Source organism: Mycobacterium sp. RTGN4 (genome assembly GCF_033804635.1).
In the GTDB taxonomy this organism is placed as follows: Bacteria; Actinomycetota; Actinomycetes; order Mycobacteriales; family Mycobacteriaceae; genus Mycobacterium.
In genome coordinates, this window is sequence record NZ_JAPZLB010000007.1 from 100242 (window position 1) to 114297 (window position 14056).

Annotated in this window: 12 protein-coding genes; 7 read left to right on the forward strand and 5 right to left on the reverse strand. The window is 65.4% G+C overall.

Features of this window, described 5'->3' with window-relative positions; all coding sequences use genetic code 11:
• The first annotated feature begins 152 nt into the window (after positions 1-152).
• From SLQ30_RS16695 to SLQ30_RS16705, 3 genes are all read left to right on the forward strand, one after another.
• Positions 153-917 carry a GntR family transcriptional regulator gene (locus SLQ30_RS16695; protein WP_319447195.1) on the forward strand — a complete coding sequence of 255 codons (765 nt, stop codon included), beginning with the start codon at positions 153-155 and terminating at the stop codon, positions 915-917.
• 98 nt (positions 918-1015) lie between these two features.
• The gene (locus tag SLQ30_RS16700) at positions 1016-1294 is read left to right on the forward strand and encodes a hypothetical protein (protein WP_319447194.1); all 279 of its coding nucleotides are present in this window, start codon (positions 1016-1018) and stop codon (positions 1292-1294) included.
• Positions 1295-1400: 106 nt separating this feature from the next.
• Complete coding sequence (locus tag SLQ30_RS16705; protein ID WP_319447193.1) at positions 1401-2609, forward strand: FAD-dependent oxidoreductase; 1209 nt, start codon at positions 1401-1403, stop codon at positions 2607-2609.
• 14 nt (positions 2610-2623) lie between these two features.
• On the opposite strand, the gene SLQ30_RS16710 is transcribed toward SLQ30_RS16705, so the two are convergent.
• Positions 2624-4036: an MFS transporter gene (locus tag SLQ30_RS16710; protein ID WP_319447192.1), complete on the reverse strand. Its 1413-nt coding sequence runs from the start codon at positions 4034-4036 to the stop codon at positions 2624-2626.
• Between the two features lie 364 nt (positions 4037-4400).
• Here SLQ30_RS16710 and SLQ30_RS16715 point away from each other — a divergent pair, with 364 nt between their 5' ends.
• Positions 4401-4718: a hypothetical protein gene (locus SLQ30_RS16715; RefSeq protein ID WP_319447191.1), complete on the forward strand. Its 318-nt coding sequence runs from the start codon at positions 4401-4403 to the stop codon at positions 4716-4718.
• A 10-nt stretch (positions 4719-4728) separates the two neighbouring features.
• On the opposite strand, the gene ppdK is transcribed toward SLQ30_RS16715, so the two are convergent.
• Together ppdK and SLQ30_RS16725 are read right to left on the reverse strand one after the other, a co-directional pair.
• Entirely contained in the window at positions 4729-7422 is a 2694-nt protein-coding gene (ppdK, locus tag SLQ30_RS16720; RefSeq protein WP_319447190.1) for a pyruvate, phosphate dikinase, read from the reverse strand.
• Between the two features lie 80 nt (positions 7423-7502).
• Positions 7503-8309 carry a thioesterase family protein gene (locus SLQ30_RS16725; RefSeq protein ID WP_319447189.1) on the reverse strand — a complete coding sequence of 269 codons (807 nt, stop codon included), beginning with the start codon at positions 8307-8309 and terminating at the stop codon, positions 7503-7505.
• A 114-nt stretch (positions 8310-8423) separates the two neighbouring features.
• Between SLQ30_RS16725 and SLQ30_RS16730 the strand changes: the two genes are divergently transcribed.
• Positions 8424-10610: an acyl-CoA dehydrogenase gene (locus tag SLQ30_RS16730; RefSeq protein ID WP_319447188.1), complete on the forward strand. Its 2187-nt coding sequence runs from the start codon at positions 8424-8426 to the stop codon at positions 10608-10610.
• 23 nt (positions 10611-10633) lie between these two features.
• On the forward strand, positions 10634-11644 hold the full coding sequence (locus tag SLQ30_RS16735) for a zinc-dependent alcohol dehydrogenase (protein WP_319447187.1): 1011 nt from the start codon (positions 10634-10636) through the stop codon (positions 11642-11644).
• Between the two features lie 12 nt (positions 11645-11656).
• On the opposite strand, the gene SLQ30_RS16740 is transcribed toward SLQ30_RS16735, so the two are convergent.
• Positions 11657-12376 carry an alpha/beta fold hydrolase gene (locus SLQ30_RS16740; protein ID WP_319447186.1) on the reverse strand — a complete coding sequence of 240 codons (720 nt, stop codon included), beginning with the start codon at positions 12374-12376 and terminating at the stop codon, positions 11657-11659.
• 39 nt (positions 12377-12415) lie between these two features.
• Between SLQ30_RS16740 and SLQ30_RS16745 the strand changes: the two genes are divergently transcribed.
• Complete coding sequence (locus tag SLQ30_RS16745; RefSeq protein ID WP_319447185.1) at positions 12416-13060, forward strand: helix-turn-helix domain-containing protein; 645 nt, start codon at positions 12416-12418, stop codon at positions 13058-13060.
• 4 nt (positions 13061-13064) lie between these two features.
• Here the strand turns inward: SLQ30_RS16745 and SLQ30_RS16750 are convergent, their stop codons facing one another.
• Positions 13065-13895 carry an SDR family oxidoreductase gene (locus SLQ30_RS16750; protein WP_319447184.1) on the reverse strand — a complete coding sequence of 277 codons (831 nt, stop codon included), beginning with the start codon at positions 13893-13895 and terminating at the stop codon, positions 13065-13067.
• Positions 13896-14056: the final 161 nt, after the last annotated feature.

The following is a 14056-nucleotide window of genomic DNA, read 5'->3' on the forward strand; positions in this document are numbered from 1 at the left end:
TACTTGGCTCCTCCGGTTGGTATAGACCATGCGGTTGAGCCAAAGTATTGGTGTGATCCAGCGCACTGTCAAGCCGGGAAACGAACTGTTTACAACCACATGGCCTAGACCAGATGGTTCACAATTGCGCCGCGCCCGATTACGCTGGTCGCATGCCGTCCGCCAGCAGCAACAAACGTCGGCCGACGGCTCCCCGCTACATCGCCATCGCGGAGGCATTGCGCGACAGAATCCTCTCTGAGCAGCTGGGACCTCACACACTGCTGCCTTCCGAGCGTGAATTGGCCGAGCAACACGAGGTCAGCCGAATGACCGCCCGCCAAGCACTCACGCTGCTCGAGAGCGAGGGGGTGGTATACCGCAGACCGCCCCGCGGAACATTCGTCGCCGAGCCCAGGGTGCGCTTCCACATCGGCAGCTTCTCCGAGGAGGTCGCCCGCCTCGGCCACCGGCCCGCCGCCCAACTGCTGTGGGCGGATTGTCAGCAGCCGAGTCCGTCGGTGCGCCTCGCGCTGGAACTCGACGAGGATGCGGCCGTGAACGTCTTCCACCGGCTACGGACCGTCGACGGCGTTCCGTTCGCCCTCGAAACGACATACCTGCCTGCCGCACGGACACCCGGCATCCTCGACGACCCTCACGACGGATCGCTGTGGGCCCTGCTGCGAAACCGATACGGCATCGAGTTGGCGCAATCGAGCGCCGTGCTGGAGTCGATCGTGCTCGATGACGCGTCCAGTGCCCAACTCAGTCTGCGGCCCGGGTCGGCAGGCACCCTGCTCACCCGACGCACCCTTGACACGACGGGGCAGTGCATCGAATACGCCCGTGACGTCTACCGCGCGGACCGCACGGCGTTCGAAGTCTCCGAGACACTCACGCCCGCGACCGTTGCAGCGCCGACAACCCCGCACTGATCGGCGGCAACGCTTCGAAGTCCGACGGGCGGCAAACTCCAAAAGCACGTGGCGAACGCTACGTGTGTTCTACGCTGACCTCGATCAGGAGGTAGCCAATGAGGACTTTCTTTGCAGTTGCCCTCTTTGCGGGCATCGCGATCGGAACCGCACCGCCTTCCTCGGCAGATGAGCACGAGTACCTGCACGAGATCCAGCCGGAGCTCGCGTATCTGAGCAGCAACCAGCTGCTGACCGAGGGCTACAAGGTGTGCCGATTCCTCAGTCCGGGGAGAGAGTCGTCCGACGCGGTTCCCATGGTCATCAAGGACCTGGGCGTCTCGGTAGCTGCCGCGATGTACATCGTCCCGACCGCAATCGAGCAACTCGACTGCTGAGTGCCGGTCGTTCGCCAGAGCGGCTGTGGTACAGGCATTTTGAGGCTGACGCACGGCAGGCCGCACACGCGCGGAGGCTGTGGCCGTGCGCGAGTACTGTCAGGCCATGACTCGAGCACTGCAGGCCCTGGTGTGTGTTGCCGGTGGCGGTCCCGCCGGCCTGGTTCACGCACTGCTGCTGGCCCGGGCCGGGATTTCGGTCGTCGTCCTGGAGAAGCACAACGACTTTCTGCGTGACTTCCGTGGCGACACCGTGCATCCGACCACTCTGCGGATCATGGACGAACTCGGGCTCATCGACGAGTTCCTTGCACTACCGCACACCAGGATCGACAGGGTCGCCTTCGACACCGACGGCTCGCTTCGCACCTTCGGCAACTTCAGCGTGCTCAAACGGCTTGGTTTCAACCAGCCCTACATCGCGCTGATGCCGCAGTGGGACTTCCTCGACTTCATCGCCGAAAAGGCTTCGGCCTACCCCGAATTCACCTTGGTCCGCAATGCCGAGGTCACTGACCTTCTCTTCGACGGCGATCGAGTGGTCGGCGTGCGCACCCCGGAACTGGAGGTGCACGCTGAACTGGTGGTAGCCGCCGACGGGCGCAAGTCAGCGGTGCGGGCCGCCGCGGGCATGGAACTCGCCAGTGCGCACTCGCCGATAGACGTGCTGTGGTTCCGGCTGAAATGGCGCCCGGGCGACCCTCGGGAACTGTTCGGCGTGCTGCGCAAGGGCCTGTTCATGGCCATGATCTACCGCGGCGACTACTGGCAGGTCGCAAGCATTGTGCCCAAGGGGTCCCATCCCAGCGGCGGCTCGCTGGAGGCGTTCAAGGAGCGACTGGTTTCCGTGCAACCGCGATTGCGGGAACACGTGAACGACATAACCTCTTGGGCCGACACCAGCGAGCTCGACGTTCGAGTGGACCGGCTCAAGACGTGGTGGCGTGAGGGACTGCTGTGCATTGGAGATGCCGCACATGCTATGTCGCCGGTGGGTGGGGTCGGTATCAACCTCGCCGTTGCCGACGCGGTGGCCGCAGCTAACATCCTGTGCGCCCCGCTGAGGGAAGGCCGCTTGACCACCGCGGAGCTCGCGAAGGTGCAACGCCGGCGTGAACTGCCTACCCGATTCATCCAGGCCTTCCAGGTGTTCGCGCAGGACAGAGTCATCGCGCCCAACCTGACCGGTGACCTGTCCCCGATTCGCGTGCCAAAGATCGTGGGTCTTGGCCCGCTGCAGGCGATTCCGCCCCTCATCGTCGGACGGGGCTTCCGCCCCGAGCATGTGCGCACTCCGGACGTGCACACGTCGTAACCACTCGTGCCCCGCTAAGTGCGATCAGCGTGCTGGTGCGTCGGTGTCTGCGGCATGGCGAGCACGGCGATGGCCGTCGTCACGGCGACGACTAGTACCCCGATGAACACCGCAGCCGAGCCGGCCTGAATGGCCACCGGACCGATCGAATGGATGTCACCGGGACCAAAGATCGAGTTCGCGATCGCTCCGAAGATGGCGACGCCGACGGCACTACCCAATGACCGGGCGAACATGTTGTTGCCCGTGACGACGCCGCGTTCGCTCCAGTCGACGCTGGACTGGGCGGCGATCAACGTGGGCACCGCCAACAACCCCATGCCGCCACCGATCACCAAGCACGCCGCCGCCACGACGCCGACATTCGGCCGGTGTGCCATGGCCACCAACACCGCCGCGCCCGTGATCACCAGCGTGACGCCCACGACTGCAGTCCGCTTGAATCCCCATCGCAGATACAACTTTCCGGCCACGGCTGCCGTCGCGGGCCAACCGATCGTCAACGCGGCCAGCGCAAGACCCGCGACGACGGGTCGCACCCGCAGCGATCCTTCGAGGTACGTGGGCACGTAGGAGGTCAGCCCCATCAAGATGGCGCCAATGCCGAACGCGACGATCGTGGTCGCGCACAGCAGTCGGCGGGAGAAGACCCACAGCGGCAGTATCGGCTCGACGGCTCGGCGTTCCACCACGACGAAGGTCACCAACAGCACCGCGCCCAGCGCGAACGCGCTGATGCTCGGCACGGAGTGCCACGCCCAGGTCTGGCCCCCGCCGAGGACGGCAAGCACCAACGACGTCATCGCCAACGCCAGCAGCAGCGCGCCGAGCGCATCGACTGTGCGATGCCGCGGCGTGATCGCCTCGTGGAAGTGCCGGTGGAACATCCAGGCCGCGATCAGACATAGCGGGATGTTGATGAGGAACACGCCACGCCAGATCCCCAGCTGTGAGAAGACGCCGCCGAGCATGGGGCCGACGACCGAGGAGATGGCCCACACACTGGCCAGGTAGCCCTGCACCCTGGCACGCTCAGCCACCGTGTAGATGTCCCCGACGATCGTCATCGCCGTCGGCTGGACGGCCCCGGCACCCAGGCCCTGGATTGCCCGAAAGACGATCAACGCAAGCATGTTCCACGCTGCAGCGCAAAGGATGGAGCCAAGCAGGAACAGCGCGATCCCCAGCAGCATGATCGGCTTGCGGCCGAAGACGTCGGAGAGCTTCGCGTAGATCGGCGTCGTAACGGCCTGCCCCAGCAGGTATGCGGAGAACAACCAGGGGAACTGGTGGAAGCCACCGAATTCGCCGACGATCGACGGCACGGCGGTCGCCAGCACGGTCGAGTCGATGGCGACCAGTCCGGTACTCAGCATGACGGAGCCGAGCACCGGTCCGCGCTCGGAGCGGAATCCGACCGCGGTCATCGACGCCACAAACCATCCAATCCATACGTGGCGGTCAGTGCGCCGCCCAAGCGAACTTACGCCCCGCGGCTGGGGCGGCGTTGCGCGAGGTGACCCGCGCGCCGCAGGCCATCGAGCTAGCGAACACAGCTCAGTTTCTGCGCTGCAGTTCATGGCGGTCGCGATGGTGTCGCTGGCGATTCCGCTGTTCCGAGGGCTCGGCGAGTCTGGCGGATGTTTGCATTGGCAAAATTAACGCCCCGGGCAAACCGTGCACACGGGCGCTATACTAGCGATGAAATGTCTTTGACTGTTCAAGGTGTTGAACTGCGATAACACGATGATAATGTTTTCGTAGCAATGTTTGATGTAGACTTGGACCAGCATGTCCATGGTGGTCAGCACATTCGGCCCGCCGACGGAGCTCGAACAGGAGCGATGCATGACAGCAGGGGTGAAGCCGGTCCTCTCCGTCCTCTCGACGGCCGAGGAAATGCAGTCGGACGCTTGGCCTTTCGGCACCGTCGTTCAGGAGGTGCATACTGGCGACTGCTGCGATGTCTTTCACTTCTGCGACGTATATGCCCCGATGTGGGAGATCGCATTCCAGGGCGGTTGGGCACGTGTGGGCAATAAGTACGATCCCGAAGATCAGCCGCGACTGCCGGTGCAATTGCTCTTTATCCCGGACGGGTCGGACTAACCTCGCGGCCTTACTTGACGGCGGCGCGTCCGGCTTCCAACCGTGCCACCGGTAGCCGGAACGGAGAGCAGGACACGTAGTCCAGCCCGGTCTGGTGGAAGAAGTGGATGGACTCCGGGTCGCCGCCGTGCTCGCCGCAGACCCCGAGTTTCAGCCCGGGCTTGGTCTTGCGTCCTTCCTTCGCAGCGATCTTCACTAGCCGGCCGACACCGTCGGCGTCGATGGTCTCGAACGGGGACACGGTGAACACGCCCTTGTCCACATAGGCTGCGAATAGCGAGGATTCGACGTCGTCACGGGAGAACCCCCACGTGGTCTGGGTGAGATCGTTGGTGCCGAAGGAGAAGAAGTCCGCAGCGTCGGCTATTCGGTGTGCGGTCAGCGCGGCTCGCGGCAGCTCGATCATCGTCCCGATGGGGAATTTCAGCGTCACCCCGCGTTCGGCGGCCACCTCGGCCAGGATCTGTTCGGCTTCGTCGCGCACCAGGTGTAGCTCCATCACCGAACCCACCAGCGGGACCATGATCTCGACCCGTGGATTCCTGCCTGCTGCGAGCTGGTCGCAGGCGGCCTCGGCGATGGCCCGCACCTGCAGCGCGAACAGGCCTGGTGTCACCAGACCCAGACGCACGCCACGCAAGCCCAGCATGGGGTTCGACTCGTGCATGGCCTCGACGGCGGCCAGCAGCTTGCGATCCTTGTCGACCTGCTCGCCGGTATCCCCAGCGGCCCGGGCCAAAGCGACCTTGACTGCGAGTTCGGTGCGATCGGGCAGGAACTCGTGCAACGGCGGGTCCAGCAGCCGGATGTTCACCGGAAGGCCGTCCATTGCTTCGAGCAGCTGCGTGAAGTCCTTGCGCTGCAACGGCAACAAGGCCGCCAGCGCCTCATCGCGTGCATCGGTCGTGCCGGCCAGGATGACCCGCTCGATCAGCGTGCGTCGATCGCCGAGGAACATGTGCTCGGTCCGGCACAGTCCGATACCTTGTGCGCCAAGGCTTCTCGCCCGGACGGCGTCTTCGGCGGTGTCCGCGTTCGCGCGGATCTCCAGCCGACGGGAGTCGTCGGCGTGGGTCAGCAACCGGTCGACCGCCGTGACCAGAGCCGTCGTCTCGTCATCCGCGCCTTCCAGGGCAGTCGCCAGCCCGGACTGGATGTAGGTCTCCACCGGGGACGGCACAACGGGCATCGCCCCGAGGAAGATCTCGCCGGTCGACCCGTCGATGCTGATCGCATCGCCTTCGTTGATCAGTACCGTGCCGACCCGGGCGGTCCGGGCCACGGCATCGACGTCGAGCGCTTCGGCACCGCACACGCAGGTCTTGCCCATTCCGCGGGCGACGACGGCGGCATGCGAGGTCTTCCCGCCGCGGGCGGTCAGGATTCCGTCGGCGGCGATCATGCCCTCGAGGTCGTCGGGGTTGGTTTCCTTGCGCACCAACACAACCTGTTCGCCGCGATCGACCCAGGCCTTGGCGGTCGGCGAGTCGAACACCGCGCGACCAACGGCCGCACCCGGGGAGGCGGCCATCCCCTTGGTCAGCAGTTCTCGCCGGGCCGACCGGTCGAACTGCGGAAACATCAGGAGCGCCAGTTGCGAGCCCGAGACGCGGGACAGCGCTTCGTCCATCGTGATCAGGTTCTCGTCGACCAACTGCCCGGCGATCCGGAACGCTGCCGCGGCGGTGCGCTTCCCTACGCGGGTCTGCAGCATCCACAACTTGCCGCGCTCGATGGTGAACTCGATGTCGCACAGATCCCGATAGTGCGTCTCCAACCGCCGCATCACCTTGATGAGCTGCTTGTGCGACTGTGGGTCAAGGGCTTTCAGGTCGTCCAACGACAGTGTGTTTCTGATGCCTGCAACGACGTCCTCGCCCTGAGCATTGGACAGGTAGTCGCCGTACACGCCGGACCGGCCGGATGCCGGATCGCGGGTGAACGCGACGCCGGTGCCGCTGGACTCGCCGAGATTGCCGAACACCATGGTGCACACGTTGACGGCGGTGCCCAGATGTTGTGGGATCCGCTCGCGGCGCCGATACAGCCGCGCACGGTCGGTGTTCCAGGAGTTGAAGACGGCGTTGATGGCCATGTCCAGTTGCTCGCGGGGATGCTGCGGGAACTCATGACCGGAATGCTCGTGCACCGCTTCCTTGAAGACGGCGACAAGTCCCTTGAGCTCGTCGACGTCGAGCTCGACGTCGCTGGAAACCCCCTTGGTCGACTTGGCCTTGTCCAGTGCGTCGGAGAAGACCTCACCGGGCATCTCGAGCACGGTCTTACCGAACATCTGCAGCAGCCGCCGATAGGAATCCCAGGCGAAGCGCTCATCCCCGGATTCCTCGGCGAGCCCCTTCACGCTGGCATCGTTGAGCCCGACGTTCAGCACCGTCTCCATCATCCCCGGCATCGAAAACGCCGCGCCGGAGCGAACACTGACGAGCAGCGGATCGTGACGATCGCCGAGCCGCCTGCCGACTCCGTCCTCCAGCCCCCGCAGCGCCATGGTCACCTGTACCCGCAACTCACCGGGGGCGCTGCCGTGCGCAAGGTACTCACGGCACGCTTCGGTCGTGATGGTGAATCCTGGCGGCACCGGAAGGCCCAGGTTCGTCATCTCGGCCAGGTTCGCACCCTTGCCACCCAGCAGGTCCTTCTGGCTCTTGTCGCCTTCGGTGAAGTCGAATACGTACTTGGTCACTCATCGTCTCCTTGAGGTGAGTTCGATAGTGAGCCGATGTCGCCGCCGTCGTGCGGGAATTGGTGAAGCCGCGTTTTCGGTCAGCCGGATCGGGCGGTGAAGTGTGAGTTGCTGGCCGCTGTGGTCACCCCGGTGCCGATCGGGCCTGCTGCGTCGAACAGGCTGGCGGTCCCGGTGGCGATGCCCGCCGCGCTGTAGTGCGTCAACGCCGCAAGCCCGATGTAGGGACCTTCCGGGAGCCGGCACAACGTCAGGGTGTAATCGGCGTTGATGAATCCCAGCCCAGCAGTGCTGAACCCAGTCATCGAGGCCGTGACGTCCACCGCCATCGCCGCGCGCACGAACGGCGTCGTGTCCTCGTCGTCGACCAGTGCGCGGATCTCCCGGAGCCAGGCGTACCGGGGACCGTCGTGCTGCCACTCGAACCCGCGGCCACCCTGGCTGAGCTCGCGCCCGTATGCGGTGATGAACATCGGCACGGCGTCATTGAACTGCGCCGGCTCTTCCGGCAGTGCCGGCATCGAAATGTTGGTGGTCCATGGCAGTTCGGACGGCTGCTCGCTGCGCCGGAGATACAGCGTCGAGGCGCGCGCGACGAGCTCGCCACGCTGGGTCATCGTGGCGTCGATGGCCTGCATCCGCCGGCCCACCCGCACGACTTCAGCGGTCACCCGGACCGGTTCGGTGGCCACGCGGCGCAGGATGTCGACGGTGAACCGCGCAGGCACAAGTTCGTCGTCGGCGCGTTTCTGCTCGACGACCCTGGCGAGCAGGCCGCCAACCACCTGCCCACCAAGCGTCGGACCCCAGCCGCCCTGAGCGATCTCGTTCGGTACGAATGTGTCCGCTTCGGACACGAAGAAGGGCGTCAGGGTGGGCGTCTGCATCGTGGCGTCCTTGGCTGAAGGTGATACGGGAACGGTTACTGTAACCGATCGTTTTCGGGCGCTCGCTCGCCAATCGAGGACGTGGGAAAGCAAACCCCGCGTAGCCTCACCGTCATGTCCATTGCCATCACTCCCGAGCACCAGGACCTGGCCGACTCGGTGCGGTCCCTGGTCGAGCGGATGGTGCCGCCCGACGTGCTGCACGAGGCGCTGGAGACGCCCGTCGCCATTCCGCCGCCGTACTGGCGGGCCGCCGCCGATCAGGGCCTGCAGAGTGTTCATCTGGCGGAATCAGTTGGCGGGCAAGGGTTTGGCATCCTCGAACTCGCAGTGGTGCTCGCCGAGTTCGGTCGCGGCGCGGTGCCCGGCCCGTTCGTCCCTTCGGCGATCGCAAGCGCGCTGATCTCGGCCAACGATCCAGATGCGGAACTGCTTGCCGAACTGGCCTCCGGTTCGGCGATCGCCACGTTCGCGATGGAATCGGCGCTGACCGGCACCCGCAGCGGTGGTGCGTTGGTGGTCAGTGGCCAGGCCCGTTCGGTACCTGCCGCTGCCCAGGCGACGCTGCTCGTCCTGCCGGTGGCCACCGAAGCGGGCAGGGCATGGGTGGTGCTCGACACCGAGCGACTCGAGGTCGAAGAAGTCGCCAGCGTGGACCCGCTGCGCCCGGTCGCGCACGTTCGCGCCGACGCGGTGGAGGTGGCCGCCGAGCGCGTGTTGAGCAACCTCGGCGGCAGCGCTGCGCAGGCAATCGCGTCCACGTTGCTTTCGGCCGAGGCCGTCGGTGTCGCGCGCTGGGCGACCGATACGGCGGCCGCCTACGCCAAGATTCGCGAACAGTTCGGCAGGCCCATAGGTCAGTTCCAGGCGATCAAACACAAGTGCGCCGAGATGTTCGCCCGCACCGAACGCGCAACCGCAGCGGTGTGGGATGCCGCCCGCGCCATCGACGAAGGGATCGACAACCCGGAATCCGCTGCCGAATTCGCTGCCGCCGTGGCAGCGACGCTGGCCCCTGCCGCCGCGCAGTCCTGCGCGCAAGACTGCATCCAGGTACACGGCGGTATCGGCTTCACCTGGGAGCACGACACCAACGTCTACTACCGCCGGGCACTCGGCATCGCGGCCTCGTTCGGCCGCGCCGCAGACTATCCGCAGCGCGTCGTCGACACCGCCACCACGACGGGGTTGCGCAAGCTCGACATCGATCTGGACCCCGATACCGAGAAGTTGCGCGAGGAAATCCGCGCCGAAGTCACTGCGCTCAAAGCGATTCCGTCCGACCAACGAACAACCGCCATCGTCGAGGGCGGGTGGGTGGCGCCGCATCTGCCGAAACCGTGGGGCCGTTCGGCGCCTCCGATCGAGCAGATCATCACCGCGCAGGAATTCATCACGGCCAAGGTCCGCCGCCCCGCGCTCGGCATCGCCAGCTTTCTCGTCCCATCCATCGTGGCGTACGGCACCGAAGCGCAGAAGCAGCGCTTTCTCCCGCCGACACTGCGCGGTGAAATGATCTGGTGCCAATTGTTTTCCGAGCCCGGTGCCGGTTCGGACCTGGCCAGTCTGTCGACCAAGGCCGTCAAGGTCGACGGCGGCTGGCGGATCACCGGCCAGAAGATCTGGACCACCCTCGCGCAGTTCTCGCAGTGGGGTGCACTGCTGGCGAGAACGGAGCCAAGCGCTCCAAAACACAATGGCATCAGCTACTTCCTGCTCGACATGGCCAGCGAGGGCGTCGAGGTGCGGCCACTGCGCGAACTGACCGGCATCGAATTCTTCAACGAAGTGTTCATCGACGACGTCTTCGTGCCGGACGACATGGTGCTCGGCGACGTCAACCGGGGCTGGGAAGTCAGTCGCAACACCCTGACCGCGGAGCGGGTCTCCATCGGCAGTAGCGAGAACCCGAACCTCGCCAGCCTGGAACGCCTCGTCGAGCTAGTGCGGGACGGGCAGTTCGACCAGCTCGAACAAAACCGGGCCGGCCAACTGATGGCCGAGGGTCACGCAGCCAAGGTGCTCAACATGCGATCGACGCTGTTGACGCTCGCAGGTGGGGACGCCTTGCCGTCGGCAGCGATCTCCAAACTGCTCTCGATGCGGACCGCGCAGGCCTACGCCGAATTCGGCTTGGCGTCGTTCGGCGTCGACGGAGCCATCGCCAAACCCGATGAACTGCAGGGTGAATGGGTGAACTATCTACTGACCAGCCGTGCCACGACGATCTACGGCGGAACCTCGGAAGTGCAACTGAATATCATCGCCGAGCGCCTGCTGGGGTTGCCCCGTGACACGTAGACGTCGATCGAGAAGGTGATGACGTGAAGGTAGCCACGGTGACGGGGCCGGGTACGGCCGAGGTTTGCGATGCCCCGCAACCCCATGCAGGACCCAGGGACGTACTCGTCCGGATGCGGGCCTGCGGCATCTGCGGTTCGGACGCGTTCTACATCGCCATCGGTGGCGTCCCGCCGCGACAAGGCAGCACGCCGCTCGGACATGAACCCGCCGGCGAAATCGTCGAGGTCGGGTCCGAGGTGACCGGCATCGCCGTCGGCGATCACGTCGTCATCAATCCGATGGCCGCACCCAGCGGCATCATCGGAAACGGGGGAGCCAGCGGAGCACTGGCGGACTACCCGCTCGTCGAGAACGCGGTACGGGGCACCAGCCTCGAGGTCATCCCCGACCACATCCCATGGGAAGTCGCCGCACTCAACGAGCCGATGGCCGTAGCCCGCCACGGCGCCAACCGCTGCAAGGCCAAACCGGGCGACAAGGTGGTCGTGTTCGGTGCGGGCCCCGTCGGGCTTGGCGCGGTGCTGGCGTTCAAGTCGCTCGGCGCAAGCCATGTGGTCGTCGCCGACCTCATTCCCGCACGCCTCGACAAGGCACTACAGATCGGTGCCGACGCCGTGATCAATTCGGCGGATGAAGACGTCGTCGCCCGACTCATCGAGCTGCACGGCGACGGCGAGGCGATGTTCGGAGGCAAGGCAGGCACCGACATCTATCTCGACGCAGCGGGCGCGAAGCCCGTCGTCGAGATCGCGCTCGCAGCCGCCAAGAAGGGCGCCACACTGGGTATCGTTGGCGTCCACAAGGAGCCGGTTCCGATCGAGTTGACCAACGTGATGAGCAACGAGCTCACGATCGTCGGATCCATGGGTTACCCGGACGAGATCTTCGAGGTAACAAGGGATTTGATTGCCAACTGGCAGAAGTACGCGCTGATCGTCAGCCACACCGTGCCCTTCGCCGACGTCGGCCAAGCACTCGAGCTGGCAGGCGCGCCGGGTGCCGCCGACAAGGTCGTCGTCACGTTCCCTTGATCGTTGTCGCGGTCAGCGTCCGTCGATGCGGTCGACGTGTTCGCGGACCAGTCGGGGATAGCGGCCACGGTCAGGACGAAAGATGTCGTGGGGTGAATCCGGGAACTCGTGCAGGTGCGCGGTCGGGAACAGTTGGCGATAGCGCGCCCAGTCCGCGTCCCCGATGATGGGGCTGTCGCGAGCGCGTACGACGAGCAACGGCGGCTGCAAATCTGCCAGCGGCTCCCAGAAGGACTGTGTTCGAGCAGCGTTGAACTGCGCGATGGCGCCCGCTTCGTCGAGGCGATCGCGGACGAGTGTGCCACGCCAGCGGCCGTCGAGCAGGAAGCGCGTTTGTGCGCCGGTCAGCACGCGTTCCTCTGGCACGTAGTCGCCTATCGACACCGATCTCACCCGGCGAGGGTTCGCGATGGCCCAGGCCAGCGCATACGACGTGCCCCGGGAGAACGTCATGACGTGCACCGGCCCGTCGGTCACGGCGTCGACTACCGCGCCGACGTCGCTACCTAGCGTGGCGAGGTCGTACCCAGCGACCGGGGCGCTACTTCTTCCGTGCCCTCTCAACTCGACGACGACCGTGCGACGACCGAGGAGCGGCAGCACCTCGGCGTAGTCATCGGCGATGTCGGTCATGCCGGGCACGAAGACGATCGAGGCGCCGTAATCGGATCCGCCGGAGTCGAGGAAGTGGAGGCGGGCGCCGCCGGAGTCGGTGAAACGCGAAGTGATCATTGCTTGGTAGTCACCTCGCTACACCGATAGCCTTCGCGCATGGCTAGCAGCGCAACCGCGCCACCCCGTCGCTCCGGACTGGCCCAGAGCCGGTCGCGCGACACCAGGCGCAAGTTGATCCACGCTGCCCTCGACATGTGGAACGAGCGGGGTTTCGAGGAGGCGTTCGAGGCCACGACGGTCGCGGAGATCGCGCGGGCTGCAGGAGTGAGCAAGGGCACCTTCTACTTTCACTTCGCCAACAAACAAGAGATTCTCCTCGAAGTGGCCTGGGGCACCAGCCGAAAGATGATCGAGGAAGCCGACGCCGGAATCCGCCGTGGCACCCCGATGTTCGAACTGGTCGACCAGCTCATGAAGTCGATGGCGCGACGCGTGTCGCGAGGGCCCAAGGCGTTGGCATACCGTGCGGTTGGCGAGTGGTCGCGACTGAGCCCCGAAGCGGTCGCACGGCCCGCAGGCGTAGGCGTTGGATTCGAGGCGCTCATTCGGTATGGCCAGGAAAGTGGCGTGTTGCCAACGGACTTGGACGTGTTCGAGCTGGCCGCGCTGTTGCACGCGGCGACTCTGGACGCTCTGGTCCGGTGGTCGTCGTCCGCGCAAACCGCGGCAGCGCTACGCAAGAACCTCTGTCGGCGGGCCGACATCGTGTTGCGCGGAGCCGTGTCCTCGTACGGCCTCTGACTCGTCAGGCGGGCCATCCCGGCAGTAAACCACGCTCGGCACAGACGTCTTGCGCCTCGATCGAGCGTCCGTTTGGTTGCGCTGCCGCAGGATCGGTGACGAGCCACGCCACGACTGCGCCCACCACGTCGGGTGGAGCGCCGGACGCGTCGAATCCGAAGGCAGCCATGTCGTGAATCATCCGCTCGGTCGCGATGAAACCCGGCTGGACGTTGTAGGCGAGGATGCCGCGGTCGCCTAGCTCGAGCGCCAGAATCCCGGCAATGCGATGCAGCGCGCCCTTGCTCATCCCGTAGCCCAGCCCCCATCCACCCTCGCCCGCGGGCTGGTCGGGATCGCGGGTGCCCGCGCCGGAGCTGATGTTGACGATCCGGCCTGCCCCACGCTCGAGCATGCCGGGGAGGAACTTCTTGGTCAGCGTCAGCGGCGCCATGACGTTCGCCTCCAGATGCAGGTCGAGCAGTTCGAGCGGAGTGTCGAGGAACCTGTCCATGTGACCCGGGCCGATGTATCGGCCATTGTTGACCAACACGTCGGCGGGCCCCCATTCGGCGAGGATCCGGTCCGCGGCAGCAATGATCGACGGCCGGTCGACGAGGTCGGCGCACACAGTCAGGGACCTCGCTCCCGCGTCCGCGACGGCCTCGGCGGTGGCGGTCAACGAGCCGGGCAGCGGGCTGGTGTCGGACTGGCGGACCGTCGAGGAATGCTCACGTTGCTCGCCTTCGGTGAACGTGCGGGCGATGAGAGCGACATCGAACCCGGCGCGCGCGAGGTGGACGGCGATGGCTTTGCCGATCCCTCGGCTGGCCCCGGTGACGACGGCGATGGGCATGCCTTCGAACCTAGTCATAATTTGTACGACGTACAAGCATCTGTGAATATTTGTCGGCCGTTTAGCTGCGTCATTCCTGAGTTAACAGTGCTCTAACTGGTGTTACTTGACAATGCCAGCACGGATCAAAAGTTAGTCAGCGTACAAATATGAGTGCTATC

What these genes read in the sequence shown, in the direction of transcription:
- SLQ30_RS16695 (WP_319447195.1), top strand. Translation starts at nt 153, where the DNA reads ATGCCGTCCGCCAGCAGCAACAAACGTCGGCCGACGGCTCCCCGCTAC.
- SLQ30_RS16700 (WP_319447194.1), top strand. Translation starts at nt 1,016, where the DNA reads ATGAGGACTTTCTTTGCAGTTGCCCTCTTTGCGGGCATCGCGATCGGA.
- SLQ30_RS16705 (WP_319447193.1), top strand. Translation starts at nt 1,401, where the DNA reads ATGACTCGAGCACTGCAGGCCCTGGTGTGTGTTGCCGGTGGCGGTCCC.
- SLQ30_RS16710 (WP_319447192.1), bottom strand. Translation starts at nt 4,036, where the DNA reads ATGACCGCGGTCGGATTCCGCTCCGAGCGCGGACCGGTGCTCGGCTCC.
- SLQ30_RS16715 (WP_319447191.1), top strand. Translation starts at nt 4,401, where the DNA reads ATGTCCATGGTGGTCAGCACATTCGGCCCGCCGACGGAGCTCGAACAG.
- SLQ30_RS16725 (WP_319447189.1), bottom strand. Translation starts at nt 8,309, where the DNA reads ATGCAGACGCCCACCCTGACGCCCTTCTTCGTGTCCGAAGCGGACACA.
- SLQ30_RS16730 (WP_319447188.1), top strand. Translation starts at nt 8,424, where the DNA reads ATGTCCATTGCCATCACTCCCGAGCACCAGGACCTGGCCGACTCGGTG.
- SLQ30_RS16740 (WP_319447186.1), bottom strand. Translation starts at nt 12,376, where the DNA reads ATGATCACTTCGCGTTTCACCGACTCCGGCGGCGCCCGCCTCCACTTC.
- SLQ30_RS16745 (WP_319447185.1), top strand. Translation starts at nt 12,416, where the DNA reads ATGGCTAGCAGCGCAACCGCGCCACCCCGTCGCTCCGGACTGGCCCAG.
- SLQ30_RS16750 (WP_319447184.1), bottom strand. Translation starts at nt 13,895, where the DNA reads ATGCCCATCGCCGTCGTCACCGGGGCCAGCCGAGGGATCGGCAAAGCC.